Raw genomic sequence first — 24,570 nt, 5'->3', positions numbered from 1 at the left:
GCCTTTCCTGCCGAGTACAACTCCTTGGCAAGTTGGCAGAACTCCTCTGTGGCCAAGCCAAACTCCTTGGCCAGCGAGTAAGAAAGGAATGGTTTCTCAGAGTTAAGTAAAAAACATCGTGTACTATGGAACGCACTCTTCTTCTTGATTTGTTGCATTATGCAAGAGGGTTATTTGAGATGAGCACCGTAGAGTGAAGAAAAGGAGGCAATGCAATGAACCACTGGACTTTTGCGGCAAGGTTAGGGATACTGTTGGTGACACTGGCTTTTGCGGCAGCAGCCTCAGCAGCTGAGTTTGTGTCGGTCGTGAAGGATGGCGTAAATCTCCGTTCGACCCCGGATGCCGCTGCATCGAATGTACTGTTTCAGCTGCCTGCTGGATATCCGCTGCAAGTGATTGAACGTAAAGGCGACTGGCTGAATGTCAGCGATTACGAAAATGACAAAGGCTGGATAGCCGCCAGTTTGGTCTCGAAAGTGCCCTATGTGATCGTCAAGGCAGCCAAGGGGAACATCCGAGCCGAAGCAAGTACGGATTCTCCTCAGGTTGGCAGAGTGGTGCGCGAAGTGATTCTCAAAAAAATCGATCAGCAGGGAGACTGGATCAAGGTGTCTCATTCCCAGTTGCCTTCTGGCTGGATACACCGACAGTTGGTCTGGCCCTGAACAACGCAGTGGTCTGGCGGAGGCTTGACGGCTCATGCGGAAAATCAGCATCAATGTACAGGGATGTCTTCTGTTCTGCGCAGCTCTGTTCTGCTGCGGCAGGGCTGGCTCTGCCGAATTGCTTGGCTCGTCTAACCCGGAGATTCGGAAAAATTTTAACCAGCTGCTCACCACCAATGCCTGTCGTGGCTGCAATCTGAGCGGGGTGGTGTTGGACCGGCTGAATCTGACCGAGGCGAACCTAGAAGGTGCAGATTTGAGTAGCGCGCAGCTGAATAAGGCCAGTTTAATCCGAGCCAACCTGCACAACGCAGTACTGCGCGGCGCATCGCTCGGTGGTGCCGACCTCACTGGAGCCAATCTGCTCGGAGCGGATATGGAAGGCGCAGATTTCACCCTCGACGGGAAGACGGCGACAGGAAGTCTAGGCCAGCAGGCAACTGTATCAGCGCAGGACGCAGTGAACAGTGCGCTGAATAATCTCTTCACCGCCCAGCCAGTCGGTACTACTTCGACTACAGACGGGCAGAAACAGGTGGAAGCCGCTACCAAGCCGCCGGAAGAAGTCTCTGTTCTCTTCGCACCGTTTGAATCTCCTGCTGATGAGGCGCAACCAACAGCCAAACCGCCAACGCAGCGGAATGTGGATGAGATTCCGGTCATTCAGACGGAAGCTCTTTCTCAAAAAAAAGAGGCTGATGACTCCCGGCTCTGGAGCTTCCTGTTCAAGATGCAGGAAAAAATACAGCAGGACAGCAAGGCTGCTCCGGCAGAGTCTGGGGAGACACAGCCGAAGAACTGATGTGCTTGGCTGCAAATACAGTTGACAAGCGCAGGCAGGTCAGCTATATTTTTTATTTCATTTGAACAATATTCATTTTTAAGGATACTTTTATGGCTAATCATTCGTCAGCAGAGAAACGGGATAGGCAATCGAAGGTGCGCCGCTTGCGCAACCGTAGGAACAAATCAAGGATGCACACCGCCATCCGCCACGTTGAAGATGCAGTGACCGCAGGTGCGGGCGAAACAGCGCAGGAGGCCTTGAAAAAAGCCATGCCGATCATCCAGAAAATCGCCAGCAAGGGCACCATCCACAGAAACACCGCTTCCCGGAAGATTTCCCGGCTGACCAAGCGGGTCAACAAGATGCTGGCCGCTGCCTAAATCAGCTCCGGCAGCTCTGGTTGAGGAAGGACAGTCAGCCACGGAAGCAGATGCTTCTGTGGCTTTTTATTTTTTCGCAGGACAGGAGCCATGTATTCCCCTGATCTGGAAACATTCTCGGCGATGACCGCAGAGGCGGGGCTAATTCCGCTTCACCGCACCGTGATTGCCGATCTCGACACGCCGCTCACCCTTTTTGCCAAAATCGTAGGCAACGAGCATCATGCCTTTCTTTTTGAATCAATGGCAGGCGGCGAGAAATGGGGCCGCTATTCCTTCATCGGCCTAGATCCGCTACTGACCTTCTCCTCGAAGGGCGGCCAGATCAGCCTGACACGTTGCGGCAGGGCTGCTGATGTGCGCGAAGGAGTCAATCCGCTGACCGAGCTGCGCGAATTACTCGCCTCCTTCAACGCCAGCACTGCGCCCGGCCTGCCGAGATTTTACGGCGGGTTAGTCGGCTTTCTCGGCTATGATATAATCCGTTTCATTGAGGAAATCCCAGATCGCCACACCCCGCTGGATATCCCCGATTCCTCTTTTATGGTGCCCCGGCTAGTGTTGATTCATGATTCGATCAGCCAGAAGTTAACCGTGGTCTGCAATGTCATTCCAGAAGAGGGCAAGGACGCAGCGGAATTGTATGTGGATGGCTGCGCCCGGATAGAGGCAGTGCTGGCGCGGCTGCGTCATCCTTTACCAGAGTCCATGTTTACTTCGACAGCTTGCAGGAAACACGAGTTCCGTTCCAACATGGACGAGCAGGCTTTCTGTCAGATGGTTGAGCGGGCCAAAGAAAACATCGCTGCTGGCGACATCATCCAGGTGGTACTCTCGCAGCGTTTTCAGAGCAAAACTGAACTTGATCCCTTTTTGCTTTACCGCTCCCTGCGTCACGTCAATCCCAGCCCTTATCTCTTTTATCTCCGCTTAGATGATCTTTGCCTCATCGGTTCGTCGCCGGAAATTCTCGTGCGCTTAGAGGACGGCGAGATTGAACTGCGCCCAATTGCTGGTACCCGCAAACGTGGGGCGACTGCTGAGGAGGATAAGGCTTTGGCAGCAGAACTGCTGGCTGACCCCAAAGAGCGAGCCGAACATCTGATGCTCGTTGATCTAGGGCGCAACGACACAGGCCGAGTTGCCGAGCACGGCACGGTTGAGGTGCGCGACTTGATGGTGGTGGAGCAGTACAGTCACGTCATGCACATCGTCTCTGGCGTGCATGGTCAGTTAGCCGCTGGCAAAGATCAGTTCGATGTGCTGGCTGCCTGCTTCCCAGCAGGTACAGTTAGCGGTGCAGCAAAGATTCAAGCGATGAAGATCATTGATGAGCTGGAACCAGACCGACGCGGCCCTTACGCAGGCGCAGTGGGCTATTTCGGTTTTTCCGGTAACATGGATTTCTGCATTGCTATTCGTACCTTTGTCCTCCAGGGCAATGATCTTTGGGTGCAAGCAGGAGCAGGTATCGTCGCTGATTCTGTACCAGAGAAGGAATTCGAGGAAACCGTTAACAAGGCCCGTGCATTGCGCCGGGCTGTCGAACTTGCCGAACAGGGGCTGCTGCCGTGATCGTCCTCATTGATAACTACGACTCGTTCACCTTTAACATCGTTCAAACCTTGGCTGCTGCGCCACCAAATGCACCATCAAGTTGGCAGCCGCCAGAAATCCGCGTCTTCCGTAATGACAAAATCACCGTGGCGGAAATCGCGGCTATGCAGCCTGATCGCTTACTGATCTCGCCTGGCCCTTGCACACCTAAAGAGGCAGGCATCTCCATCGCGGCGATTCAGTATTTCAGCGGTAAGATTCCTATCCTTGGTGTCTGTCTCGGTCATCAATCCATTGGTGAAGCCTTTGGCGGCAAGGTGATCCGCGCAGGCAGGGTGATGCACGGTAAAACGAGCCTGATGTTTCATGACAATAAAGGTGTGTTCACCGGCTTGGAGAATCCCTTTGAGGGAATGCGCTACCACTCACTTGTAGTGGAGGAAAGCAGTCTGCCGGATTGCCTGGAGGCCACTTGTCACACCGATCAGGGCGAGCTGATGGGCCTGCGCCACAAGACCTTGGCTGTGGAAGGCGTGCAGTTTCATCCTGAATCGATCATGACCAAGGCAGGCATTGTGCTGCTGCATAATTTCCTGCGGCAGGATTATGTAAAGCTGATGAGTTAGAAAACTTTTGAGGCAATGTCAAGATATTGCCTCAAAAGTATTTTTACATCTTGAACACGACACGATAAGTTCTATGAAAAGAGGCGTTGAAATAACAACTTCTGGTATAAAGAAGGTTCTTAAAAATTACAAGCCATTTCATGGGGTAGCTGAATATATATGGAATGGATTTGATGCGAAAGCCAGTACTGTTGAAATAGAATATGAAGTCAATAAACTTGGCTCGTTAGATTATCTTTCAGTGAAAGATAATGGTAATGGTATTGATTTTGATAAATTAAAAGATAAGTTTGATAAATTTTATGATTCAGAAAAAGCTATAGAAATAACGTCTCAAAAACATTCGTCTGTTCTTCATGGAAAAAATGGAGTTGGAAGATTAACTTTTTTTGTTTTTGCAAAAAACGCAGAGTGGCATACATCTTATCAAGATGGAGATATACTTAAAAGTGGAATAATAAAAATTGATTCGCAAGATTTGAAAAATTATGAGGTTTCTAACTGGGTTAGTGGGATACCTGACGGTAAAGGCACGAAGGTGATATTTTTTAATATCACGTTACCTCCGCAAGATATAGAAAAAGAAATTATTCCTTTTTTGAAAAAGGAATTCTGTTGGTTCCTTGAATTAAATAAGTCTAAGGAATACAAAATAATAATTAATGGGGAATTGCTGGATTACGAAGAATTGATTTGTGAACGTGACAATATTTTATTTGTATGTGACCAAAATAATTTTAACATACGATTTATTCAATGGGGAAACAAGCTAAACAAGGAAGAATCTAAGTTTTACTATATTAATAAAAAAGGAGATGAGATCTATAAAGATTTTACAACGCTGAATAGGAAAGGGGATCATTTTTATCATAGTGTATTTATTGAGAGTAATCTATTTGACAACTTTATTTTTTCTCAAAGCGGTTCAGCGAATCAACAGAATCTTTTTAATGCGTCAAATTCGCCGGAATATAAATTCTTGCAAGAAAAACTTGTTGATTATTTAAAATCAAAAAGAAAGCCTTATTTACGGAAATTTGCATCAAATATGATAGAGGAGTTTGAATCAAAAGGAGTGTTCCCTGAGTACAAAAATAGTTGGGATGAATATAGACAAAAAGAGCTGAAGGAAACAATAATAGGATTATATGAAGTCCAGCCTAAAGTTTTCTCAAACTTAAACATAGAACAGCAAAAGACATTTGTTCGCTTTTTGGATTTGTTGCTCGATTCTAATGAACGAGATCGCATTCTCGCTATTTTAGATGAAGTAGTAAAATTAGAGCCTGAAGAGCGGGAAGCTTTTGCAAATTTATTTCATTCAGCAAGATTAGGAAGAATAATTTCAGCCATAAAATTGATCGAAGATCGATATAAAACATATTATTCATTAAAGGAATTAGTTTTTAATGAGAACATTAAAGCGGATGAAGTTAATCATCTCCAGACATTAATAGAGAATAATTATTGGATATTTGGAGAACAATACCATCTCGTAACAGCTGCGGAACCAAAATTTGAAGAAGCGTTGCGAAGGTATGTGTATCATATTTCAGGGGATATCTACGATAGAAAAATTGATCATCCTGATAAACTTAAAGAAATGGATATTTTTGCTTGTCGTCAGAATCAATTAACTGACAGTATCGAAAATATTGTTGTTGAGTTAAAACACCCATTGAAAAATATAGGGGAAAAAGAGTATTCGCAAGTTTTAAAATATATCAATGTGATAGAAGATCAACCTGAATTTAATGGCTCTAATATGGAATGGAGGTTTTATCTCGTCGGGAGAAAATTTGACACAAAGAACTATATAAAAAGACATATTGAGACGAACAAAATGCATGGAGAAAAAGGTTTGGTTCTCTTTCAAGATAGCGGCAGAATAAAATTTTTAGTAAAAACATGGAGTGAGATTTTTACCGAATTCGAGATAAGGCATAATTTTATAAATGATAAATTAAAACTTGAACGTAATGCCTTGTTTGCAGAAGGGAAGACAGCAGATGAATTAGTCGTTGCCGCTATTTCAAACAGTTCTGTAAGTAAAAAAGAAATTACCTTGCCTGTATAACTTTAAAAAAGCTCATCATGACCAAGGCAGGCATTGTGCTGCTGCATAATTTCCTGCGGCAGGATTATGTGGAGCTGTTACACAAGGAACCGTACTGAGGTTCCAACACAATGTCAGCATCACTCAAAATAACTGCGATCATCTGCACCCATAATCGGGAACGATTTATAGAAAAGTGCATCAACAGTCTGTATCAGCAAACGCTCGATCAGTCACTGTATGCAGTCTTGGTGGTTGATAACGGTTCTACAGATCGTACCGCAGCCATTTGTCAGCAGTTTACCCATCTCCCTAACTTTAAGTACGTTTACGAAGCCGAGATCGGTCTATCCTGCGCCCGAAATACAGGCTGGAAAGTAAGCCGTACTCCGTATATCGGCTATCTTGATGATGATGCGGTTGCTGATCGCCTTTGGTTAGAAAAGGCCTTGTGGAGTTTTGAGCAAGTTCAGCCGCAACCAGAATGGGTCGGTGGCCCTGTGCAGCTGGAATGGGAAGTTCCAGCTCCTGTTTGGCTTTCAGAGGCGTATTACGGGGCCTTAGGCTGGGTAAACTGGGGAGATCTACCTCGTTTCCTGGAAGCTGAAGGGGAATGGTTAGTCGGTTGCAACAGTTTTTATCGTCTTGATGTCCTCCAACAATTACATGGCTTTGATACACGCTTAGGCAGAAAGAAGAATCTCTTGCTTTCTGGCGAAGAAGTGCAGTTTCAGCATCGATTAAGGGCATTGGGCGGTCGTTTATACTACCACCCAGATGTTTGCATGTATCATTTTGTCCCGAAAGAGCGAACTGAGCCGTCTTTCTTTTACAAACGCTACTATTGGGGCGGCATTACCGATTACATTATCTCCCGAACCCTCAAGAACACCGCCTTTGTGCCGGTTAATCAACAACGCGACAGCCAGTCTCTGCTCAAGAGGCTGCTCTCGAACAGCTTCCGGGCAATTGGTTGTTGCACACCAACAGAGCAAACCATCCAAAGCCGGATTTACCTGGCCTATGTGGTGGGTTGGCTCGTTGCCGCAGTGAAGTACAGCAGACAGAAGATGGATCTGGCCGCAGCATGAGCAGCAAGGAGCAACTTAAAGCACGTGGCACCAGCAGGAGTTTTGCTGCGGCTGCGCCAGAGCTTTCTGTTCTGCTGCCTACCTATAATCGCGCGGCAGCCTTGCAACGTACCTTAGCCGCTCTGGAAGCACAAACTGCGGCTGCATCTTGCTACGAAATCATCGTGGTAGATGATGGCTCTTCTGATAACACAGTCCAGCTCCTCCAGCATTTTGCCGAAAAGACCACTGCACCTCTCTGCTGGGTTTCTCTAGCAAAAAACAGCGGCCCAGCTCGAGCTAGAAATGCTGGTCTTGCTTTAGTGAGAGGCAAGGCTGTCTTGATTCTAGGCGATGACATTGAACCAGCTGCTCTGCTCTTACAAAAGCATCTTCAGTTTCATCAAGAACGACCAGATGAACGTGATGCCTTGCTTGGCTATGTTTCCTTTCCTGAAGAGCTACCTCCCAGCCTGTTTATGCGTTGGTTAGAGCAGGCCGGGAGAAGATATTTTTTCAATTATGCTGCTTTGCAAGCTGGCCAGGAAGCTGGGCCGATGTTTTTTTACACCTGCAATGTGTCGGTGAAAAGGGCACTCCTGGATAAGAGCGGCTGGTTTGATGAATCGTTTCCTTATGCCTCGCATGAGGATTTAGAACTTGGCTGCCGTCTTGCCCAGCAAGGAATGCGCTTGCTGTACGATCCCTCAGCGCAAGGCTTTCATTGGCATTTGCTCACTGTCCAAGGGATCGCCAAACGAATCTATCTGATGGGCTATTCAGCCAAGCTGTTTTGGCACAAAGTCCCACCACAAGAGAGTCTGAGCAAGCAAGCAATACGACGTGTATTGACCCTGCTCTGCGCTACTCCATTGGCTGTGCAACTGTGGAACTGGCTGCGCAACCGAGAATACGCCCCAAACAAAACAGCTTCAGTTGCGTGGCATCTACTCCTCTTCCTCAGCTTTTTCCTTGGTCTTGCTGATGCTTGCGCGCAACGCAGCATCCGTGTGTTATCAGCCTCAGTATAAAATAGACCTCTTGCATAAAGTACCCTACGAGATCATGTAGGACTGTTCTATGGAGATCTAACTGCGCACTTGCGCTTGATACAGCGCGAGGTGTTAAAGCAGAGAGGATACACCACTCATGCAGCCACAGAAAACCGTCAGACGTTCGCACCTTGGTTGTTTGCCGCTTGCATCGCTCCAAAGTCAACTGGAATCGGGGCAATTCCAACAGAAATCAAGGCGATTCCAATCGGAATCGACCTAAATTCAATTGGAATTGGGGTAATTCCTGTTAACATTGAACCAATTCCAACAGGAATCAAGGTGATTCAAATCGGAAACGGCCTAAAGTCAATTGGAATTGGGGCAATTCCTGTTAACATTGAACCAATTCCAACAGGAATCAAGGTGATTCCAATCGGAAACGGCCTAAAGTCAATTGGAATTGGGGCAATTCCTGTTAACATTGAACCAATTCCAACAGGAATTAAGGCGATTCCAATTTGAAACGGCCCGATGTTAATTGGAATTAGGGCAATTCCGGTGTGCATCAGGCCGTTTTCGGCATACTCTTCAGCAGAAAACATGGTATATTTATTCAAGAAAATCTACAGCGGAGCGTATCTCGACCGCAGCCAGACAAAGAAAACACAGGATCACAGAAAAGGAACCAACACTGCGGGCGTAGATTGTTCAGGCAAGACAGACTTCAGCCCAGCAAAGAAAATCGCAGGGGCAAGCAGGAAGCCTTTGTTGCCCTTATGCAAGAGGTCTAATCTCTCCTTGCCAGCGCATGGGCAATCCGCTACAAAGAGAAGAGTCGCAGCATCTCTTCAGCTCGTCCCATTCCTCTTCACAGCGAACAAGGAGGCACACCCATGAGCCAGCACCGCTTTGAAACCCTTGCCTTACACGCCGGACACACGGTTGATCAGGATACGCTTTCCCGAGCTGTACCGGTATATCGAACCAGCTCCTATCTCTTTAAAAACAGCGAGCACGCCGCCAACCTTTTTGCTTTAAAAGAGTTGGGCAATATCTATACTCGCTTGATGAATCCAACGCAAGATGTGCTAGAGAAGCGGGTAGCTGCCCTTGAAGGTGGAGCTGCTGCCTTAGCCTTGGCTTCTGGTATGTCTGCGATCTTTTATTCGATCATCAACATCTGTGCCGCAGGTGATGAGGTAGTGGCAGCCTGCAATCTCTATGGTGGTACCTACACCCAGTTTGATGCCATTCTACCGCAGCTGGGGATCAAAGTGCATTTCGTTGATCCCACTGTTCCAGACAACTTTGCGAGAGCAATTACAGAGAAAACCAGAGCCATCTTCTGTGAGACTATTGGTAATCCAGGGTTGGACATGACCGATATTGAGGCGGTGGCTACTATTGCCCGTAAGCATCATCTCCCTTTGATTGTTGACTCCACCTTTACCACGCCGTATCTGTTCCGTCCCTTAGAGCACGGAGCAAACATCGTGGTGCATTCGTTAACCAAGTGGATGGGTGGTCACGGCATCGCAATTGGGGGTATTGTGATTGATGGCGGTACCTTCGATTGGACAAATCCCAAATTTACCCTCTACAATCAGCCTGATCCTGGCTACCATGGTCTGCGTTTTGCCCATGACCTGGGCGCAATGAACCCGATTGCCTTTGCCCTGCGGATGCGTTTAGTACCCCTGCGCAATTTGGGAGCGTGCATCAGCCCAGATAACTGCGCCTTTTTCCTGCAAGGGATTGAGACCCTGGCGTTACGCATGGAACGGCACTGCCTGAATGCGCAAGCTGTGGCAGAATTCCTGCAACAGCATCCAAAGGTGGATTGGGTGCGCTATCCTGGACTACCTGGCGAGGCCAATCAAACTGCCCGCAAGTATTTGCCCAAGGGCTTTGGCGGCATGGTTGCTTTTGGTATCAAAGGGGGCAGGGAAGCAGGGCGGTGCTTCATTGATAGCCTGCGGCTTTTCTCGCACCTGGCTAATGTTGGGGATGCAAAGTCGCTGGCTATTCATCCGGCAAGCACTACTCATTCACAGCTTTCTGCGGAACAACTCGCGGCGACAGGGTTAAGCGAATCCATGATCCGGCTCTCCGTCGGTATCGAAAATATCCAGGACATTGTGGCTGATCTTGAGCAAGCACTAGCAGCATAAAACGTCAACCGTTGAACCGTAGTAGGGCCTATTAACACTATTTAATTGCGATCACGATCAGGGCCAAAACGATAAACCCGATGAACATGCCATCCAATTTGTCAAACCGGGTGAAGATGCGGCGGCATCCCTTCAGCCTCCTGAGCAGCCGTTCGATTTCATTGCGCTTTTTGTACAGCTCCTTGTCATGCTCCCAAGGTTCTGTCCGACTGCTTTTCGGAGGCACGACGGGGAAAAATCCCAGTTCGGCTGTCAATTTTTTTGTCTCATCTCCTTCATACGCCCTGTCCATGACCATAGCGCATGGTTCCGAAGCCGCTCCCAATTCCACCAGCAGCCTGGCTGGGAGAAAGAGAGAATATCACCGCGCATTCAGCGGATGCGGCAATCAGATGCAGTTTGGTTGTCCATCCGCCGCAGGATTTGCCGACTGACTGAGGGCCATTTTTTTTAATGCCCCGGTTCCGTCAGGATGAACTTTACTGACCGTGCTGTCGAGAGAAAAGGCATCCGCATTGATGCGGACATCTGCTCCTGCTGCAACCGTGCAAAAATCCGGTCAAGCACACCATTTTTGCTCCAGCGGCTCATGCGGGTGTAAATGCTGTGCCAATTGCCGAAACTGCTTGGAAGCCCTCTCCATTTGCACCCATGTTCAAGGACATGCAGCATCGCGTTCAACATCGTGAGGTTGTCAATTGTGACATTGCCTCTCTGACGCGGGAAGATGCCGCTTATTTTTTCGTATTGCTGCTGTGTTATTTCCATAGGGTAACAATAACAGAAAGTTATTAACTTAGTAAATAGCGTTAACAGGCTCTAGCAGACACAGAGTAGCTTTCTAACGCCGCATATCGGTGGCCGGAAAAAAGCACTCTCGTGCTCGATAAAAAGCATAGAGAGTGCTCATCGGAAAGGCACTCTAGTGCTCGTACCAAGACCACTCTGGTGCCCGTACTACGAGCACTCTAATGGCTTTATAAAAAGCACTAGAGTGGTTTTTTAGAAAGCACTCTCTATGCTTTTCTGGGAGAACTGCGGTGCTGCACTGTTTCCTATCTTCATTCGTACCGGTTATTGAATGCTTCTGAATTACGCAAGAGTTCTCCTGATCACCAGCCAGTGAAGAAGATTGCCTTTTTTTCTCTTGCTGAAGCCTGCGCTGCCCTCACTGCCCGCCTCGCTCCTTTAGCACCCGAACAGATTCCCTTAAGCAACGCCCTTGGTCGTATCAGTGCCGTTGCCATTCATGCGCAGTATCCTAGCCCTTCCTTTGATCAATCTACCCGAGATGGCTTTGCCTTAGCCAGTCAACCGCTCTTTGTCGATCATCGTGTTGCTGTTTTTCAAATCAGTGGCGAGAGTGCTGCTGGATGTCTTGAATACAAAGCCCTTCAGTTAGGCCAAGCAATCAGGATTATGACTGGCGCAGCTGTGCCGTCTCATTGCGCCAGGGTTGTGCCGTGTGAGGTGTGTCAGGAACAGGCAGACAAGGTGTTGGTGCCGCTCGCAGAACTGACCAGCCAGCCGCTCCACATCCGCTGTCAAGGGCAGGAGATTCAAGCAGGGCAACTGTTGCTTGCTGCTGGAACCCGCCTCCTGCCTGAGCATCTCCTTTGGTTAGCAGAGAACGGCACGCAGGACATTGCTGTGCATCGCCAGCCAAGGGTAGCAGTCCTTTGCACAGGCAGCGAATTGATTAAGGCCGGAGCAGTCCTCCAGCATGGTCAGAAAATCTCCGGGAACGGGATCTTACTCGCTGCTTTATTGCAGGCAGAGAACTGCCTCTGTGTTTGCACTGCTCTTGTCGAGGACAACGCCGAGCGCAGCGCAGCCCTGATGCAGCAGATCATCCAGCAGCATCAACCTGATCTGCTCATCAGCACCGGCGGCATGGGGCCAGGGAAATTCGACCTGACTGAGCAGGTGTTTAGCCTGCTGGGCGGAGAACCGCTCTGCAATCGCTTGCATGTACGGCCAGGCAAAGCAACCTTAGTCGGACTGCTGGGGAAGGTACCGTTCTTTGGCTTGCCTGGCCCACCGCCTGCGGTGCGCTTGCTGTTCCACGAGTTGGTTGCGCCTGCTTTGCGTAGCTTACACGGGGAAATTGTGGGCAACGACGGCTTGGTTTCGGCTGTTCTTGACTGCCCACTAACTGGCTGCCAGCACGATACAGATGATTTAGTCCTCAAGGGCGGAATTGCCTGGCTGGATGCAGCGGGTTGCCTGCGGGTACGTCCCGCCAAAACGCTGCAGCCAATCAACGCGATTCTCCATCTCAGCGGTTACGAAGACAAGAGCGTGCACGTTCGTTTGCTTGGGTCTGAATCCACTGCGTTGCGCCATAACTGATACCGAGATAAATGGAGTTGACATGGGGTGAGCTGAGGTTTTATCTTGCCTGGATGCAGTGTAAGATGAGCCGCGTTGCTCTGAATGGCAACCACTACCCTCACCAGCCACCTTTTGCCGATCATGATCAACCTTCAGGAAGACCCTAGCAAACCTGGCGAAGGCCACCGGCAGCGGCTGCGGGATCGCTTTCAGGCGCAAGGCATTGATGCCCTGACCGATACCGAAGTGATTGAGCTGCTGCTGACCTTTGGCACGCCACGCTGCGATTGCCGCCCAGCCGCAGAGGAAGCCATGCAGCGGTTCAAAAGCCTGCCAGAGGTTTTGGATGCGCATCCTTCAGCTCTGGAGAAGATCAGGGGCATGGGGCCGAAAAACATCTTTGCCCTCCAGTTCATTCAAGGGGTCGCGCGCCGTTATTTGCGCCAGCGCATCCAGAAGAAGAACTATATCACCTCCTCCAAGGACGTGGCTGACTATCTCATCCACGCCTTGCGCGGTTTGCGGCGAGAAGTCTTCATGGCGGTCTATCTTGATGCCAGTCACGCAGTGATTGACAGCGAAATCCTCTCGGAAGGCACGGTGAATGTCAACACCGTCTATCCCCGCGAGTTACTTAAAGCCGCTCTAGCCCGCAATGCTGTTGCCTTGGTAATTGCCCACAATCATCCGTCGGGCAGTCTTCAGCCTTCAGCCCAGGATGAACAGCTGACGCGCACCCTCCATCTCCTGTGCTCTTTTATGAATATCCAGTTGCTCGATCATCTGATCATTGGCGCAGGGGAAACGGTCTATAGTTTTGCAGATCAAGGCCAGATGGCAGCGGTTCGCAGCGATTGCGCGGCACTGTGCTCACGCTTGGCCTGATTGATGCAGCAAGATTTGGGCCTGTATCTCCATGTGCCATTCTGCCTGCGGAAGTGTGCCTATTGCAGCTTTTACTCCGAAGCAGGTTTACCGGTTGACCAAGGCCAAGCCTATCTTGCGGCAGTCAGCAAACAGCTGCGATGGTTCGCGCAATTCTTTCTTCAGCAACCACTCACCAGTATCTTCTTCGGTGGCGGCACGCCAACTCTCCTGCCAGCCAAAGCCTTACAAGGCTTACTGGCCGATTGCCTGCATTCTTTCCCTGCTCTCGAAGAAGCGGAAATTTCAATTGAGGTTAATCCCGCTACCGTTGACCTTTCTGCTCTGCAAACCCTGCGGCAAGCAGGCTTCAACCGCCTGTCCATCGGCGTGCAGTCTTTGCAAGACAAGGAACTGCAACGTTTAGGCCGTCCGCATTCTGCACAAGACGCAGTGCAGACCGTACAACTGGCCCGGCAGGCAGGATTTACCAATCTCAATCTGGATTTAATGTATGGCTTGCCCGGACAAACCCTGCGCAGCTGGCAGGAAACCCTGGCCCAGGCACTTGCTCTTCAGCCGCAGCATCTTTCCCTCTATGAGCTGACCATTGAAAAGGGAACCCCCTTTGCCCGCCAGCAGGCACAGGGCGCGCTGCTCTTGCCTGATGAGGAAACCGGGCTGCAAATGCTAGTGGCAACGCAGCTTATGCTGTCTAGCGCAGATTTCCACCGCTATGAAATCTCGAACTATGCCCTACCAGGCTTTGCCTGTCGCCATAATCTCAATTACTGGCGAAACGGCGAGTATTTTGGCTTAGGCCCAGGCGCGGTGTCCTGCCTTCAGGGGAAGCGGCGCAGCGCAGTGGCTGATTGGCGCGAGTTTTGCAGGCTGATGGAAGACGGCCAACAGGTGTGGCAGGAAGAAGAACACTTGGAGAACGAAGCGGCTTTCCGCGAGACCGTTGTTATGGGCCTGCGGATGTTAGATGGCGTTTCTTTGCCTGAACTGCGCCGCCGTTTTGGCTTAGATGCCCAAGTTTATTACGGCGAAACACTGCTGCGGCTCATGCAACAAGGGCTGTTGGAGATCGTTCAAGAAAAACTGCGCCTTACAGCGCAAGGCTTGTTATTAGCCAACACGGTAATGGCGGAATTGGTCTAAGAGTACGGTGGATTTACCAAGGAAAAAGAGTGAGCTAGGAAGGAGTCTGGCTCACTTGCCAAGGAGTTCTGCTCGGCAACAAAGGAGTTCTGCCGACTAGCAAAGGAGTTTGGCCAAGCAAGAAAGGAGTCTTGCCGACTAACAAAGGAGTTCTGTTTGGCCAGAAAGGAGTTTTAGTCGACAGAACTCCTTTCCGGCTAACCCGCCAAGGAGTTTGGCTAACCAAGACTCCTTTGCTACTCGGCAAGAAAGGAGTTGTAGCGAGCCGCCAAGGAGTTTTGCCGACTTGCAGAGGAGTTTTATTTGGCCAAACTCCTTGGCAAACCGCTACGGAAGGAGATATTCCTTCAATCCCTCCAGCAAAACAAAGCGACCGAGCGGGATAAGTTCGCAGGGAAAGCAGGCCACAAAGAGCGGATTCTCGCACAAGCCGCCAGAAAGGTAGAGTTTCTCTGGCGAACCGGCAAAACGGAAGGCATTACGGGCGATGCCGCGCACGAACTTGGCTGCGGCTTCGGTCTCAGAGCTGCCTGCGGCCACCGCATCAAAGATATGGCTCAAGCCAAGCACGCCGCAGGTGACGGAAAAGCCGTTGTCTGGCACGGCTACCTTGGCGTAGTCGATGTGATAGTATTGAGCCAGCAGCTCAATCGTAAAACCCATTGACGCGCCGCATTCAGCATTCCAGCCCATGTCGGCCATTGCGCCGCCCTGAAAGCGGACAAACTTGATATCGCGGCTACCGCAGTCAAGCAGGACAAAATCCGGCTCGGCAATCAGTTGGCTGCCGCCTTTGGCCAAGGCAGTTAACTCGTTAACGGTCTGCTTGCTTCGCCGCTTGGCATTATGGCCTGTGCCAAGGTCTGCCTGAAAGTTCCGGGGCAAGTCACAGGAGGGAATGATCTCTGGCCGCGCCTGCTGTTCCGTATCCAGGAGTTTGCAATAGGAAGTCCCAAAATCAGCTAACAACACAATGGCCTCGTAGTACGCCAGAGAGTTCGAGAAAAGCCTCGATCTTGGCTCGCAAACTAGAGCCAGCACTCACGTCACAATCCACCCAGAGTGCCTTTGGATGCCGAGCAGCCAGATGTTTGGCCAAAGCAGTTTTGGCACAAAAGGATTGGGCGAAGAAAACAGTGGGTATCTCCAAGTTACAGCAGGATTCCAGTTCGAGATGAGCTGGAGTCTTGTTTTCCATGCAGCGTGCCCAGCCATACACGTGGGTAGTGTCCGGGAACAGCGAAAGAATGGAGAAATCACGCGGCGGAACACCCCAGAAACCAACTGTCGGCACGCAGGCTTCATAAGCAGGCGAGGGCCGACAGAATTGCACCCCTTTGGTAATGGCCTGCATCTTGTTGATGAGGGGTAAACTGCTCTGGCAAATGGGAAAACCAAAGCCCTCAGTGTCTGTATTGCGAGTGGCAAGGACTGGAATGCGGAGAAGGTCTTTCAGCACCGCTGCGACATGCAAGGCGCAGTCGCACTTACCAGGGCCAACATCAATGTAAATCTGGTCAAGCTCGATATTCAAGGCATTGAGCAGCACGGTGCGGAGAACAGCGCAATAGACTCTGGGCAGATGCTGATCGCTCTGATCAATAGGCAGGAAAAGCTGCGGTTCATCAAGATCAATGATGTCGGCTTGCTCCGCATTAAGCTGGCAAATGATCTCCAGAGGGGGTACGCCGACGATGCCGATCTTTTTGCGCATCTTCTCTTTAAATGATGGTTTTGGAAAGTTTTCTGAGCTTCTCCAGCAGTTCTTCGGTCATGCCTGGAATTTCTTCGATGGGTGTTCCCTTGTAATTGTTATGATAGTAAAAATAAATATTGGAAGCCATTTCAAAATCAACTTCAAGCACCTCTTGCAGCACATAGGGGTCGCAATGTTCAATGGTTACACACTGAGCACCGCCATTATATTTAAAAATTTTATTGATATTGGTCAGGGTTGAGATAGACAAATCCAGCCCTGTGGCTCCGGCTATGCTTTCAATATGTTGCAGATGATTATTTACCGTGTTGAGTTCGCTGGTTATCTTGCTTAATTCATCTAAAGTCGAGGAAATCTTTTTTAAATAATTACTTTCTATGGCACTATTGAGAAAGTCTTTTAAGTTAATATGAATATCTTCCGTAACTTCGCTGCTTGCCTGGGGATGAAAATAGGTTATGGCCACGTCAAAAAAAGGATCGAAGCCAGATTTATCATTCAGTAAGATATGGAGCGGCTCGGTGTAGAAGGTTATTTTTCGTCCTGGCGGAAAAAATTTAATGCCATTTTTGAGAGCGTGCGGAAGACCTCTTCTCTTGTACCAGGAAAAGTTATCAGAAAAAATAAATTTCACATTATGCGCCACTTCGTTGCCTATATTTTCAATGACCAGCTGAACTTGAAAACCAGAAAGCTGCACATCCATATTAACCAGAGAAGGGATGAACTGCTTACGATTGCGAATATCTTCTATCTCGTAATGCTCCATGGGTTCGGTGAACACATTCCGTCTTTTGTAATATTTTTTGTCTGGGGCCTGATGCGGGCCACGAAAACTCTTTGCCACCTGAATAACCACGATGGCGCGGTTGGCTCCGCTCTTGATCTCGAAGATTTCTACGCCTGAAATAATGGGCGTTATATTTGAGGTTAAAATTTGCTCCAGCCACTCTTTGCTGACCTTGCTGGTATCAACTCCTTCGTCTATGCTGACCGGATAGGCTACCTTGTGAATTTTTTCTTCTTTGATGCCATAGATCAGTACCCCGCCATCTGAATTAGCCAAGGCTGAAACATCCTTGCAGAGTTCGTCTTTCTTTTCCAAAGTCAGCACAGAACCGGCTTTGTAATCCAAATGCAGGCTTTCTGGCGTTTGGAACGCAATCAATTTTTCGATATCTTGCAGTGTTCTAGGGGTATCCATCTTACGCAGTTCCTCGGTGTTTTGCGTTCTGTCAGCGCACTCAGCTCGCCTTTACGTATCTTCCCGCAGCAGCAGGAATAATCCCAGGGTACCCACGACCAGATGCACTGATAAGGCGGCAGCCAGCGGATTGAGGTAGGCGGCTTTGGCTAATGACTGAAGTATAGCCCAGATACCCCAGCAGGCAAAGGCGAGACCGCAACTGACAGGCACTGCTAACGACAAATCACGGCCCCATTTGCGATACACCATGAGCAAAAGCGGTAAACCCAGAAGGAGCAGCGGCAGGCCCAGGAGAATATAGGAGATTCGCCCGTAAAAATCAGCCCAAGCTACAGCTTGTTCCTCTTTGCTCTGCTTGCCACGGAGCGCGTCTCGATACAGTTCAAGGATGGACATCTCGCTGCTGCGCAGCCGAGGCAGAAAGAAGTCCGCTGGCTTCTCGGCAAAAGGGAATCTCCGCCATTTAAATATCTCTGTCTTGAATTGACCGTTGCCCTGCGCAGTTTGGACTTGGCCGTTGTACAGCGTCCATTTCCCATTCTTCCAAACAGCCTGACCAGCAGCGATCATAGTTTGCAGCGCATAGTCTCTATTCCAGGAGGTATGCGAAAAAAACAGGAAAACATTTTTGCTTGGATCAGGCCGGGCAAATGAATAGAAGTTATTTTCCCCTTGATAATAATAACGTCCGCTTCGATAAATACCGAGCGGCATCTGACCTTTGACATCCCGGTACCATATCTTGGCAGTCTGCGCTGCTGTCCTAGGCAGAACAAATTGCGACAAGGCCAGGAGCAGTAAAGTGACTAACAACCCGGCAGCAATGATCGGGCCAGTGATTTGTTTAAGGGAAACACCGCCTGCTTTGAGGGCAGTCAGCTCATTAGAATTGTTGAGCACGCCAAGCGTGACCACTCCAGCCAAAAGAATACAGACCGGCCCCATTTGTTCGACCACAAACGGGATGGAAAGAAGGAAAAATTTGGCCACTAAGGCCATGGGCTTGCCTTTTTCGACAAAATTATCAATCTTCTCGAAAAAGTCGATGAGAATATAGATGGCGATGAAGCTCAGAGCCAGCAGAAGGAGATTCTTGCCGAACTGCTTCAGCATGTAGCGGTTGAGGAGATTCAAGAGTGTTTAGCGGTTGAGAAAAAGGCGGCTCGAAACAACGGGTCGGCCAATTCTCCTATTTTCCTGCGCCGTCCCTTTTGCTACAATAAGTTTCAATTTTTACCCGCTACAGGCTTTCCAGTCAAGCATTACCGGGAAAAGCTGTTGCTTGTTTCCCATACCTTGGAGCCAGCTCTTGCTGACCACATTGCCCCTGACCACTGTTATCTATGTTGAGGCTAGCCCGCCCAGTCTTACCGATAACGTTGCTGATCTTGACCGGCTGAAGGCGGCGTTAAGTACCGCGCTGCCGCCACAACTGGCCAAACAGCCTCTGCGTAGCCCCTTTGCCTGCCTAGCAAAGACTGCGGCCTCGTTCCGTTCTGCTGGCTTCAAAGGCTGGGTTGTGGTTCAAATTCTCTCCAGTCACTTAGAGCTGATTGACTTCTTTGCAGAACAACCTGCTTTCCTGCTCGGCCTTGCTTTAGATTTAGGCTCCACCCATCTTGAGGCCAGTCTCATTGATCTGCTCACCGGCAGAATCCTCGCTCGCCGCACAGCCCTCAATCTCCAGGTAGAATACGGAGCGGATATCCTCAGTCGCATTCATTTTGCCGACCAAGACAAGGGACTGAAGCGGCTTCAACAGGCAGTAATTAAGGCGATCAACGATCTCATCAAAGATCTTTGCCAAGAATCTGCTGTGCGACCAGAGACGATTTATGCTGTAACTGTAGCAGGCAACACCACAATGACGCATTTGCTGCTTGGCCTTAGTCCGCATTACCTTTGCCGAGAGCCATACATTCCATTGGTCAATGCGCCTGATCCCTTGCTGGCCGTGGAAATAGGGCTAAGGCTCCATCCGCAGGCAAAAATCTGGCCCTTCCCCAGTCGGGGCAGTTATTTTGGCGGCGACTTGATCGCCGGGATACTTGCCACTGGTCTTGACCAAGCCGAACAAACAGCCATGCTCATTGATGTCGGCACCAATGCCGAAGTGGTGCTGGGCAGCTCTGACTGGTTGATTGCTTGCGCGGGCGCAGCCGGTCCAGCTTTAGAAGGCGGAGTAGCGAAGATGGGAATGCGGGCCGCGCCAGGCGCGATTGAGCAAGTCAGCATCGACCGCAAAGACTGGCAGCTCTGCTGGCGCAGCATCGGCGATGCCGCCCCGGTGGGTATCTGCGGTTCAGGTTTGATTGACATGGTTGCAGAGCTGTACTTGGCCCGGATCATCGACTTACGCGGTAAGTTTCAGAGAGAATTTCCTGGTCAGAGCGAGAAGCAGCGCAGCTTTATCAAGAAGCACCTACTTCAGCGCGAGGGCGAGACAGTTTTTGTACTTACACAAAGAGTGGCCATCAGCCAGACAGAGATTGATGCCATGATACGCTCCAAAGCCGCCATGTATGCAATCTTGGAAACGCTAATCAATCAGGTTGGTGTCTCTTTTGGGGAGCTAACGCAGATTCACGTGGCCGGGGCTTTTGGCAAACATATCAATCCGAAACAGGCCATCACCTTGGGAATGCTCCCTGATCTGCCGCTGACGATTTTCAATCCGGTCGGCAACACCTCGTTGGCTGGGGCAGAGATGCTCCTGCTGGACTGCTTGCTTTGGGAACGGGCAAAAGCCATCTGCCGCCGGATTACCTACCTTGAATTGAACGTGAATCAGGAGTTCATGCTCCGTTTTTCCGGTTCCCGTTTCATCCCCCACACTGATCCGGGCTTGTTCCCCTCTGTGCCCCGCTTCCGCTAACAAAAAGCCTGCTTGCATTTCTCTTTCGCCCTGTGCTACCATGATAAGAAATTTCCAGGCTACCGCAGGAATCTGCCGTACTCTGCGGTTTTGTCCTTGCCGGTTCCTTTGTGAAAAATAGCCACAGGTGCCTTGTTGAAGCAGATTCGATTGGAAAAGATCGCAGGTGTTGTCAACCGGAGCGAAAAAAGCCGTTGTTCCGCCCTGAACCGTCTGAACGCTTTTTACCAGCTCTTTGGCCGTGCCGATCAGGTGCTGATTGTCATCGTCGCCGATCCCGACTCGCTGGCCTGTGCGCTAGCAGTGAAGCGGCTCCTCAGTTACCGGGTGGGCAGCGTCACTATCGGCTATCCCAACGAAATCCGGCGACTCAACAACATGACGATGGTCGAGCGGCTGAAAATTCCCATTGAGCGGCTGCATACCCTCCAGATCAACGACTATTCCAAAAAAATTCTCCTCGACTCCCAGCCCACTCACCAGCCCTGTTTTGAAAAAATCCAATTTGACGCAGTGATCGATCATCATCCGATCACCAGCGGCTGGGATGCGAAATTCATCGACATCCGCCCAGACTATGGAGCAGTGGCCTCCATGATGGTTGAATATCTGCGCGCCGCGAATATCACGCCCTCGGTTTCGCTCGCCACAGCCCTGTATTACGGCATCAAAGTTGATACGCAGAATTTTGAGAAGAAGAACCTCCAGCTCGCTGACGGCATTTCCTTCCGTTACGTCTTCAACCTGGCCAACCGCAACCTAGTGCGCAAGTTTGAATTGACTGAACTGCGCCGCTCGGAGTTAAAATATTTCCGTACCGCCCTGCGGGAGGTCAAATCCAGCAAAGGCCGATCCTATGCCCACATCGGCAAGGTCAGCACCCCAGACGTACTGGTGATCATTGCCGATTTCCTTAACCATGTTGACCAGTTCGACTGGGTACTGGTGTCGGGTATCTGCGCAGATAAGCTGGTGGTAATCCTCCGCTGCGACGGCTACCGCAAGCACGCGGGCAAGTTCGCGCAGAAGACCTTCGGTGAGTACGGCTCTGCCGGTGGCCACCGCGAGGCGGCGCGGGCGGAATTGCCGCTGAAGAACCTGCCGCCCCGACGCGAAGGGCAGGAGTTTACGACCGGCACCTTGATGAAAATCGCCACTCGGCATTTGTAGCCCTTTCTTTTGCCGGGATTTCCTTTGTCGTTTTGCCAGCACCGCAGTATAATTGGGCTGCGGGAAAGGCAGCTCTCCTACGGGCTGCTGCCGCTTTCGTAGACACAGGAACCCCAAAAGCCTGAACTCCAGGGAGTCTGTATGGCAATGCCTTCCACTTTGGCGATGATCTTGGCCGGAGGCCGCGTTGATGAACTGGGCGTACTCACCCATTACCGCCCCAAATCCGCTGTCCCCTTTGGCGGCTTCGCCCGGGTGATCGACTTTCCTTTGAGCAATCTGATGCGCTCCGGGATAGAGCGTATCGCCATCCTGAGTCAGTATCGTTCCTACTCGCTGATCAATCACATCGGCACTGGTGCGGCTTGGGACATGGTTGGCAGGAACCGAGGTATTTTCATTCTGCCGCCCTTTAAAGATTATCATAATCCGCACTGGTATCGGGGGTCAGCGGACGCGGTTTATCAGAATCTCGATTTTGTCCGCTACAACAAGCCAGAGGAAATCCTTATCCTCTCTGGCGATCATATTTATGAGATGGACTACCGGAATCTGATCCGTTTCCATCACGAGCAGGATGCAGATTTAACTGCCGCTTTTATTAAGGTAGAAAAGAAAAATGCTGCCCGGCGTTTCGGCGTGGCGGAAATTGCCGACGATTTTACCGAAGGCGGACGACTGCTTTCCTACGAAGAAAAACCGGCGGAACCCAAGGGTGAATGGGCCTCACTGACTGTCCTCTGCTTCAAGCCACAGGTGCTTTGTGAGGTGCTCAAAGAAAACCAGGCCGCTGAGTCCTATGAGTTTGGCCGCGACATTATTCCTTTGATGATGCAGCGGAATATGAAGGTATTCGGTTATAAATTCAACGGCTACTGGGGCTATACTCGCACGGTAGATGAATACTGGCAGACCTCGATGGATCTACTTGGCGAGAATCCACTGATTGATATGGAAAAATGGGGGATTCGCACCAACTTGGAGCATCGTGGCATTCGCGACTGCCAGCCGCTCAAGGTGGGACAGGAAGGGGTTCTCGATAACTCAATGGCCTACAACGGCTGTATCGTCGAGGGGAAAGTGACGAATTCCATCCTTTTTCCCGGTGTCCGGGTCGAAAAAGGCGCGGAGGTTAATGGCTCGATTCTTCTCTTCAATACCGTGGTTAAGGGAGGTAGCAGGCTGGAGCGAGTGGTCAGCGATGTCAACACCGCCTTTGGCTATAATGTCCAAGCTGGTGTCGCTGACGGAGCCGTAACAGTGATCGGTTGGAACAATCAAGTGCCGGACGGCATGGTCATTGGCGGTGGTTGCACGGTTGCACCAGAAATAGCGGATAGCAGATGGCCGCAGCAGGGGCTTGCTGATCTGGAGGAATTACGATGAGAGATGCGAACGACGCGCTCGTGCTGCTCCTGGCGGGCGGTATCGGCAGCCGCCTGAATATTTTGGTTGGCCACCGGGCTAAACCGGCTGTGCCTTTCGGCGGCCTGTATCGAATTATCGATTTTTCCCTATCCAATGTAATGAATGCCGGTTTGAGCAAAGTCGGCGTGTTGACCCAGTACAAGCCGCTCTCGCTGATGCGGCACATCCAGAACGGCCAGGCTTGGGACTTCACAGGCCGTAGTCGGGGGGTGGAAATCCTGCCGCCCCGTACTGGTGAGAAGGATTCAGATTGGTACAAAGGTACGGCAGACGCGATTCGCCAAAACATCGACTTTATTCGGGCTAATCCCTCTGAGCAGGTCGTCATTCTCTCTGGTGATCATATTTACCAGATGGATCTCAACGATATGATCGCCTGTCACCGCCAAAAAAAGGCGGGCATCACCATCGGCATGATGGTTGTACCGATGAGCGAAATCCACCAATTCGGGGCAGGGATTGTCGATGAGGACAACCGGATTGTCGATTGGGAGGAAAAGCCCAAGGTGGCGCGCACCAATCTAGCTTCGATGGGCATTTACGTCTTTGATACCGAATACCTGCTGGCCATGCTGTCCCGTGACCGCAAGGAAATAGATTTCGGAATGCACATTATTCCCAAGGCGATTGAGGAACGGCAGGTCTTTGCCTATCCCTTCTATGGCTACTGGCGCGATGTCGGCACGATCCAGGCATACTGGGACGCGAACATGGATATCATCCGTCCAGATTCAGGCATTTCACCAGAAGCGTGGGGGATCAGGCCAAACATCGAAAACAAGCGGCGGATGATGGATCGCGCCCCGGCTCGCTTTGCCGCTGGCTGCACAGTCCAGTCTTCGTTGATCGCGGCAGGCTGTGTCATTGAAGGCACAGTAATCAATTCCGTCCTTTCGCCCGGCGTGGTAGTGAAAAAAGGCGCGGCAGTGCGTGATTCGGTTCTTTTTGAAGATGCGCTGATCGAGGAAAATGCGGAAGTGGACTTAGTCGTTGCTGATAAACGAGTGCAAATCGGCAAAGGAGCAATCGTTGGCTGCGGCGACGCAGAGGCAAAGAAGATCGTTAATAAAGAATTCCCAACGCACCTCTACAGCGGGATCACCTTGGTCGGCAAAGAGGCCCGGATTCCAGATGGGATGCAAGTGGGCAGAAACTGCATCGTCCAGCCAGGCTATGGCCGCAAGAGCGTACCGCTGCCGGAAGAGTGTCGTCACGGTGCGGTCTTTTCCGCTGGCTGATACAGAAAGGCTTTTCTTTTACCCCAGGTTAAGGTAGAATTGGCCATCGTTGTTTGCCGCGCCCGTAGCTCAGGTGGATAGAGCACCAGATTCCTAATCTGGGTGCCGCAGGTTCAAATCCTGCCGGGCGCACCAGACAGAAAAGATCTCTTGCAGTAAGCCGCCATCAGGTTGAAACGGAGAGCAAACCCCTTTCTCTTCATGCGGTATTGGGGATAATTCTAAGAAAATATTCTTTTCTTGCTCGCTTGCCAAGCAGTTCG

At 50.3% G+C, this 24,570-nt stretch carries 21 protein-coding genes, 1 tRNA gene and 1 pseudogene; 18 read left to right on the top strand and 5 right to left on the bottom strand.

Annotated features, from left to right (window positions below; genetic code table 11):
- Positions 1-215 precede the first annotated feature (215 nt).
- From ACNKIB_RS06230 to ACNKIB_RS06185, 10 genes are all read left to right on the top strand, one after another.
- Positions 216-668 carry an SH3 domain-containing protein gene (locus ACNKIB_RS06230; protein WP_417909684.1) on the top strand — a complete coding sequence of 151 codons (453 nt, stop codon included), beginning with the start codon at positions 216-218 and terminating at the stop codon, positions 666-668.
- A gap of 34 nt (positions 669-702) precedes the next feature.
- Positions 703-1,470: a pentapeptide repeat-containing protein gene (locus ACNKIB_RS06225; RefSeq protein WP_417909683.1), complete on the top strand. Its 768-nt coding sequence runs from the start codon at positions 703-705 to the stop codon at positions 1,468-1,470.
- A gap of 92 nt (positions 1,471-1,562) precedes the next feature.
- Positions 1,563-1,835, top strand: a complete 273-nt coding sequence (gene rpsT / locus ACNKIB_RS06220) for a 30S ribosomal protein S20 (RefSeq protein ID WP_417909682.1) — start codon at positions 1,563-1,565, stop codon at positions 1,833-1,835.
- A gap of 90 nt (positions 1,836-1,925) precedes the next feature.
- Positions 1,926-3,410, top strand: coding sequence for an anthranilate synthase component I (trpE, locus tag ACNKIB_RS06215; protein WP_417909681.1), 1,485 nt, complete (start codon positions 1,926-1,928; stop codon positions 3,408-3,410).
- Positions 3,407-4,018 (top strand): anthranilate synthase component II, encoded by a 612-nt coding sequence (locus ACNKIB_RS06210; protein ID WP_417909680.1) that lies wholly within the window; start codon positions 3,407-3,409, stop codon positions 4,016-4,018. Before trpE ends, ACNKIB_RS06210 begins: the two co-directional genes overlap by 4 nt.
- A 73-nt stretch (positions 4,019-4,091) precedes the next feature.
- A complete protein-coding gene (locus tag ACNKIB_RS06205; protein WP_417909679.1) occupies positions 4,092-6,095 on the top strand; it encodes an ATP-binding protein in 2,004 nt (667 codons plus the stop codon).
- A 110-nt stretch (positions 6,096-6,205) separates the two neighbouring features.
- Complete coding sequence (locus ACNKIB_RS06200; protein WP_417909678.1) at positions 6,206-7,165, top strand: glycosyltransferase family 2 protein; 960 nt, start codon at positions 6,206-6,208, stop codon at positions 7,163-7,165.
- The gene (locus ACNKIB_RS06195; RefSeq protein ID WP_417909677.1) at positions 7,162-8,175 is read left to right on the top strand and encodes a glycosyltransferase family 2 protein; all 1,014 of its coding nucleotides are present in this window, start codon (positions 7,162-7,164) and stop codon (positions 8,173-8,175) included. Before ACNKIB_RS06200 ends, ACNKIB_RS06195 begins: the two co-directional genes overlap by 4 nt.
- A 90-nt stretch (positions 8,176-8,265) precedes the next feature.
- Positions 8,266-8,661 (top strand): hypothetical protein, encoded by a 396-nt coding sequence (locus tag ACNKIB_RS06190; protein ID WP_417909676.1) that lies wholly within the window; start codon positions 8,266-8,268, stop codon positions 8,659-8,661.
- A 371-nt stretch (positions 8,662-9,032) separates the two neighbouring features.
- A complete protein-coding gene (locus ACNKIB_RS06185) occupies positions 9,033-10,310 on the top strand; it encodes an O-acetylhomoserine aminocarboxypropyltransferase/cysteine synthase family protein (RefSeq protein ID WP_417909675.1) in 1,278 nt (425 codons plus the stop codon).
- Between the two features lie 37 nt (positions 10,311-10,347).
- On the opposite strand, the pseudogene ACNKIB_RS06180 reads toward ACNKIB_RS06185, so the two are convergent.
- A pseudogene (locus tag ACNKIB_RS06180) lies at positions 10,348-11,078 on the bottom strand (IS5 family transposase).
- A 354-nt stretch (positions 11,079-11,432) separates the two neighbouring features.
- Here ACNKIB_RS06180 and ACNKIB_RS06175 point away from each other — a divergent pair.
- The 3 genes from ACNKIB_RS06175 to hemW all read left to right on the top strand — a co-directional run bounded on the left by ACNKIB_RS06175 (position 11,433) and on the right by hemW (position 14,672).
- On the top strand, positions 11,433-12,662 hold the full coding sequence (locus ACNKIB_RS06175; protein WP_417909674.1) for a molybdopterin molybdotransferase MoeA: 1,230 nt from the start codon (positions 11,433-11,435) through the stop codon (positions 12,660-12,662).
- A gap of 84 nt (positions 12,663-12,746) precedes the next feature.
- Positions 12,747-13,529: a RadC family protein gene (gene radC, locus ACNKIB_RS06170; RefSeq protein ID WP_417909673.1), complete on the top strand. Its 783-nt coding sequence runs from the start codon at positions 12,747-12,749 to the stop codon at positions 13,527-13,529.
- Between the two features lie 3 nt (positions 13,530-13,532).
- Positions 13,533-14,672: a radical SAM family heme chaperone HemW gene (gene hemW, locus ACNKIB_RS06165; RefSeq protein ID WP_417909672.1), complete on the top strand. Its 1,140-nt coding sequence runs from the start codon at positions 13,533-13,535 to the stop codon at positions 14,670-14,672.
- 327 nt (positions 14,673-14,999) lie between these two features.
- Here the strand turns inward: hemW and ACNKIB_RS06160 are convergent, their stop codons facing one another.
- The 4 genes from ACNKIB_RS06160 to ACNKIB_RS06145 are packed head-to-tail and all read right to left on the bottom strand — an operon-like array spanning position 15,000 to position 18,730.
- On the bottom strand, positions 15,000-15,644 hold the full coding sequence (locus ACNKIB_RS06160; protein WP_417909671.1) for an ATPase: 645 nt from the start codon (positions 15,642-15,644) through the stop codon (positions 15,000-15,002).
- Positions 15,631-16,386 carry a hypothetical protein gene (locus tag ACNKIB_RS06155; protein WP_417909670.1) on the bottom strand — a complete coding sequence of 252 codons (756 nt, stop codon included), beginning with the start codon at positions 16,384-16,386 and terminating at the stop codon, positions 15,631-15,633. The genes ACNKIB_RS06160 and ACNKIB_RS06155 overlap by 14 nt, the downstream gene beginning before the upstream one ends.
- Before the next feature lie 7 nt (positions 16,387-16,393).
- Positions 16,394-17,593 carry a helix-turn-helix domain-containing protein gene (locus ACNKIB_RS06150; RefSeq protein WP_417909669.1) on the bottom strand — a complete coding sequence of 400 codons (1,200 nt, stop codon included), beginning with the start codon at positions 17,591-17,593 and terminating at the stop codon, positions 16,394-16,396.
- Positions 17,594-17,644: 51 nt separating this feature from the next.
- Positions 17,645-18,730: an LptF/LptG family permease gene (locus ACNKIB_RS06145; protein WP_417909668.1), complete on the bottom strand. Its 1,086-nt coding sequence runs from the start codon at positions 18,728-18,730 to the stop codon at positions 17,645-17,647.
- Between the two features lie 175 nt (positions 18,731-18,905).
- Here ACNKIB_RS06145 and ACNKIB_RS06140 point away from each other — a divergent pair, with 175 nt between their 5' ends.
- The 5 genes from ACNKIB_RS06140 to ACNKIB_RS06120 all read left to right on the top strand — a co-directional run bounded on the left by ACNKIB_RS06140 (position 18,906) and on the right by ACNKIB_RS06120 (position 24,442).
- Positions 18,906-20,471, top strand: coding sequence for an ASKHA domain-containing protein (locus ACNKIB_RS06140; protein WP_417909667.1), 1,566 nt, complete (start codon positions 18,906-18,908; stop codon positions 20,469-20,471).
- A 150-nt stretch (positions 20,472-20,621) separates the two neighbouring features.
- Positions 20,622-21,641 (top strand): DHH family phosphoesterase, encoded by a 1,020-nt coding sequence (locus ACNKIB_RS06135; RefSeq protein WP_417909666.1) that lies wholly within the window; start codon positions 20,622-20,624, stop codon positions 21,639-21,641.
- 141 nt (positions 21,642-21,782) lie between these two features.
- Complete coding sequence (locus ACNKIB_RS06130) at positions 21,783-23,027, top strand: glucose-1-phosphate adenylyltransferase family protein (RefSeq protein ID WP_417909665.1); 1,245 nt, start codon at positions 21,783-21,785, stop codon at positions 23,025-23,027.
- Positions 23,024-24,307, top strand: a complete 1,284-nt coding sequence (locus ACNKIB_RS06125) for a glucose-1-phosphate adenylyltransferase family protein (RefSeq protein ID WP_417909664.1) — start codon at positions 23,024-23,026, stop codon at positions 24,305-24,307. Before ACNKIB_RS06130 ends, ACNKIB_RS06125 begins: the two co-directional genes overlap by 4 nt.
- A gap of 58 nt (positions 24,308-24,365) precedes the next feature.
- A tRNA-Arg gene (locus ACNKIB_RS06120) sits at positions 24,366-24,442 on the top strand.
- Positions 24,443-24,570 lie beyond the last annotated feature (128 nt).

The sequence above is a fragment of the Candidatus Electronema sp. PJ genome (assembly GCF_048287395.1).
Taxonomy (GTDB): domain Bacteria; phylum Desulfobacterota; class Desulfobulbia; order Desulfobulbales; family Desulfobulbaceae; genus Electronema.
The sequence above is the reverse complement of the archived record's forward strand: the minus strand, read 5'-3'. Positions and strand labels throughout refer to the sequence as shown.

What these genes read in the sequence shown, in the direction of transcription:
- rpsT (WP_417909682.1), top strand. Translation starts at nt 1,563, where the DNA reads ATGGCTAATCATTCGTCAGCAGAGAAACGGGATAGGCAATCGAAGGTG.
- ACNKIB_RS06205 (WP_417909679.1), top strand. Translation starts at nt 4,092, where the DNA reads ATGAAAAGAGGCGTTGAAATAACAACTTCTGGTATAAAGAAGGTTCTT.
- ACNKIB_RS06130 (WP_417909665.1), top strand. Translation starts at nt 21,783, where the DNA reads ATGGCAATGCCTTCCACTTTGGCGATGATCTTGGCCGGAGGCCGCGTT.
- ACNKIB_RS06185 (WP_417909675.1), top strand. Translation starts at nt 9,033, where the DNA reads ATGAGCCAGCACCGCTTTGAAACCCTTGCCTTACACGCCGGACACACG.
- ACNKIB_RS06230 (WP_417909684.1), top strand. Translation starts at nt 216, where the DNA reads ATGAACCACTGGACTTTTGCGGCAAGGTTAGGGATACTGTTGGTGACA.
- ACNKIB_RS06150 (WP_417909669.1), bottom strand. Translation starts at nt 17,593, where the DNA reads ATGGATACCCCTAGAACACTGCAAGATATCGAAAAATTGATTGCGTTC.
- ACNKIB_RS06200 (WP_417909678.1), top strand. Translation starts at nt 6,206, where the DNA reads ATGTCAGCATCACTCAAAATAACTGCGATCATCTGCACCCATAATCGG.
- radC (WP_417909673.1), top strand. Translation starts at nt 12,747, where the DNA reads ATGGCAACCACTACCCTCACCAGCCACCTTTTGCCGATCATGATCAAC.
- ACNKIB_RS06125 (WP_417909664.1), top strand. Translation starts at nt 23,024, where the DNA reads ATGAGAGATGCGAACGACGCGCTCGTGCTGCTCCTGGCGGGCGGTATC.
- ACNKIB_RS06225 (WP_417909683.1), top strand. Translation starts at nt 703, where the DNA reads ATGCGGAAAATCAGCATCAATGTACAGGGATGTCTTCTGTTCTGCGCA.
- ACNKIB_RS06155 (WP_417909670.1), bottom strand. Translation starts at nt 16,386, where the DNA reads ATGCGCAAAAAGATCGGCATCGTCGGCGTACCCCCTCTGGAGATCATT.
- ACNKIB_RS06195 (WP_417909677.1), top strand. Translation starts at nt 7,162, where the DNA reads ATGAGCAGCAAGGAGCAACTTAAAGCACGTGGCACCAGCAGGAGTTTT.
- trpE (WP_417909681.1), top strand. Translation starts at nt 1,926, where the DNA reads ATGTATTCCCCTGATCTGGAAACATTCTCGGCGATGACCGCAGAGGCG.
- hemW (WP_417909672.1), top strand. Translation starts at nt 13,533, where the DNA reads ATGCAGCAAGATTTGGGCCTGTATCTCCATGTGCCATTCTGCCTGCGG.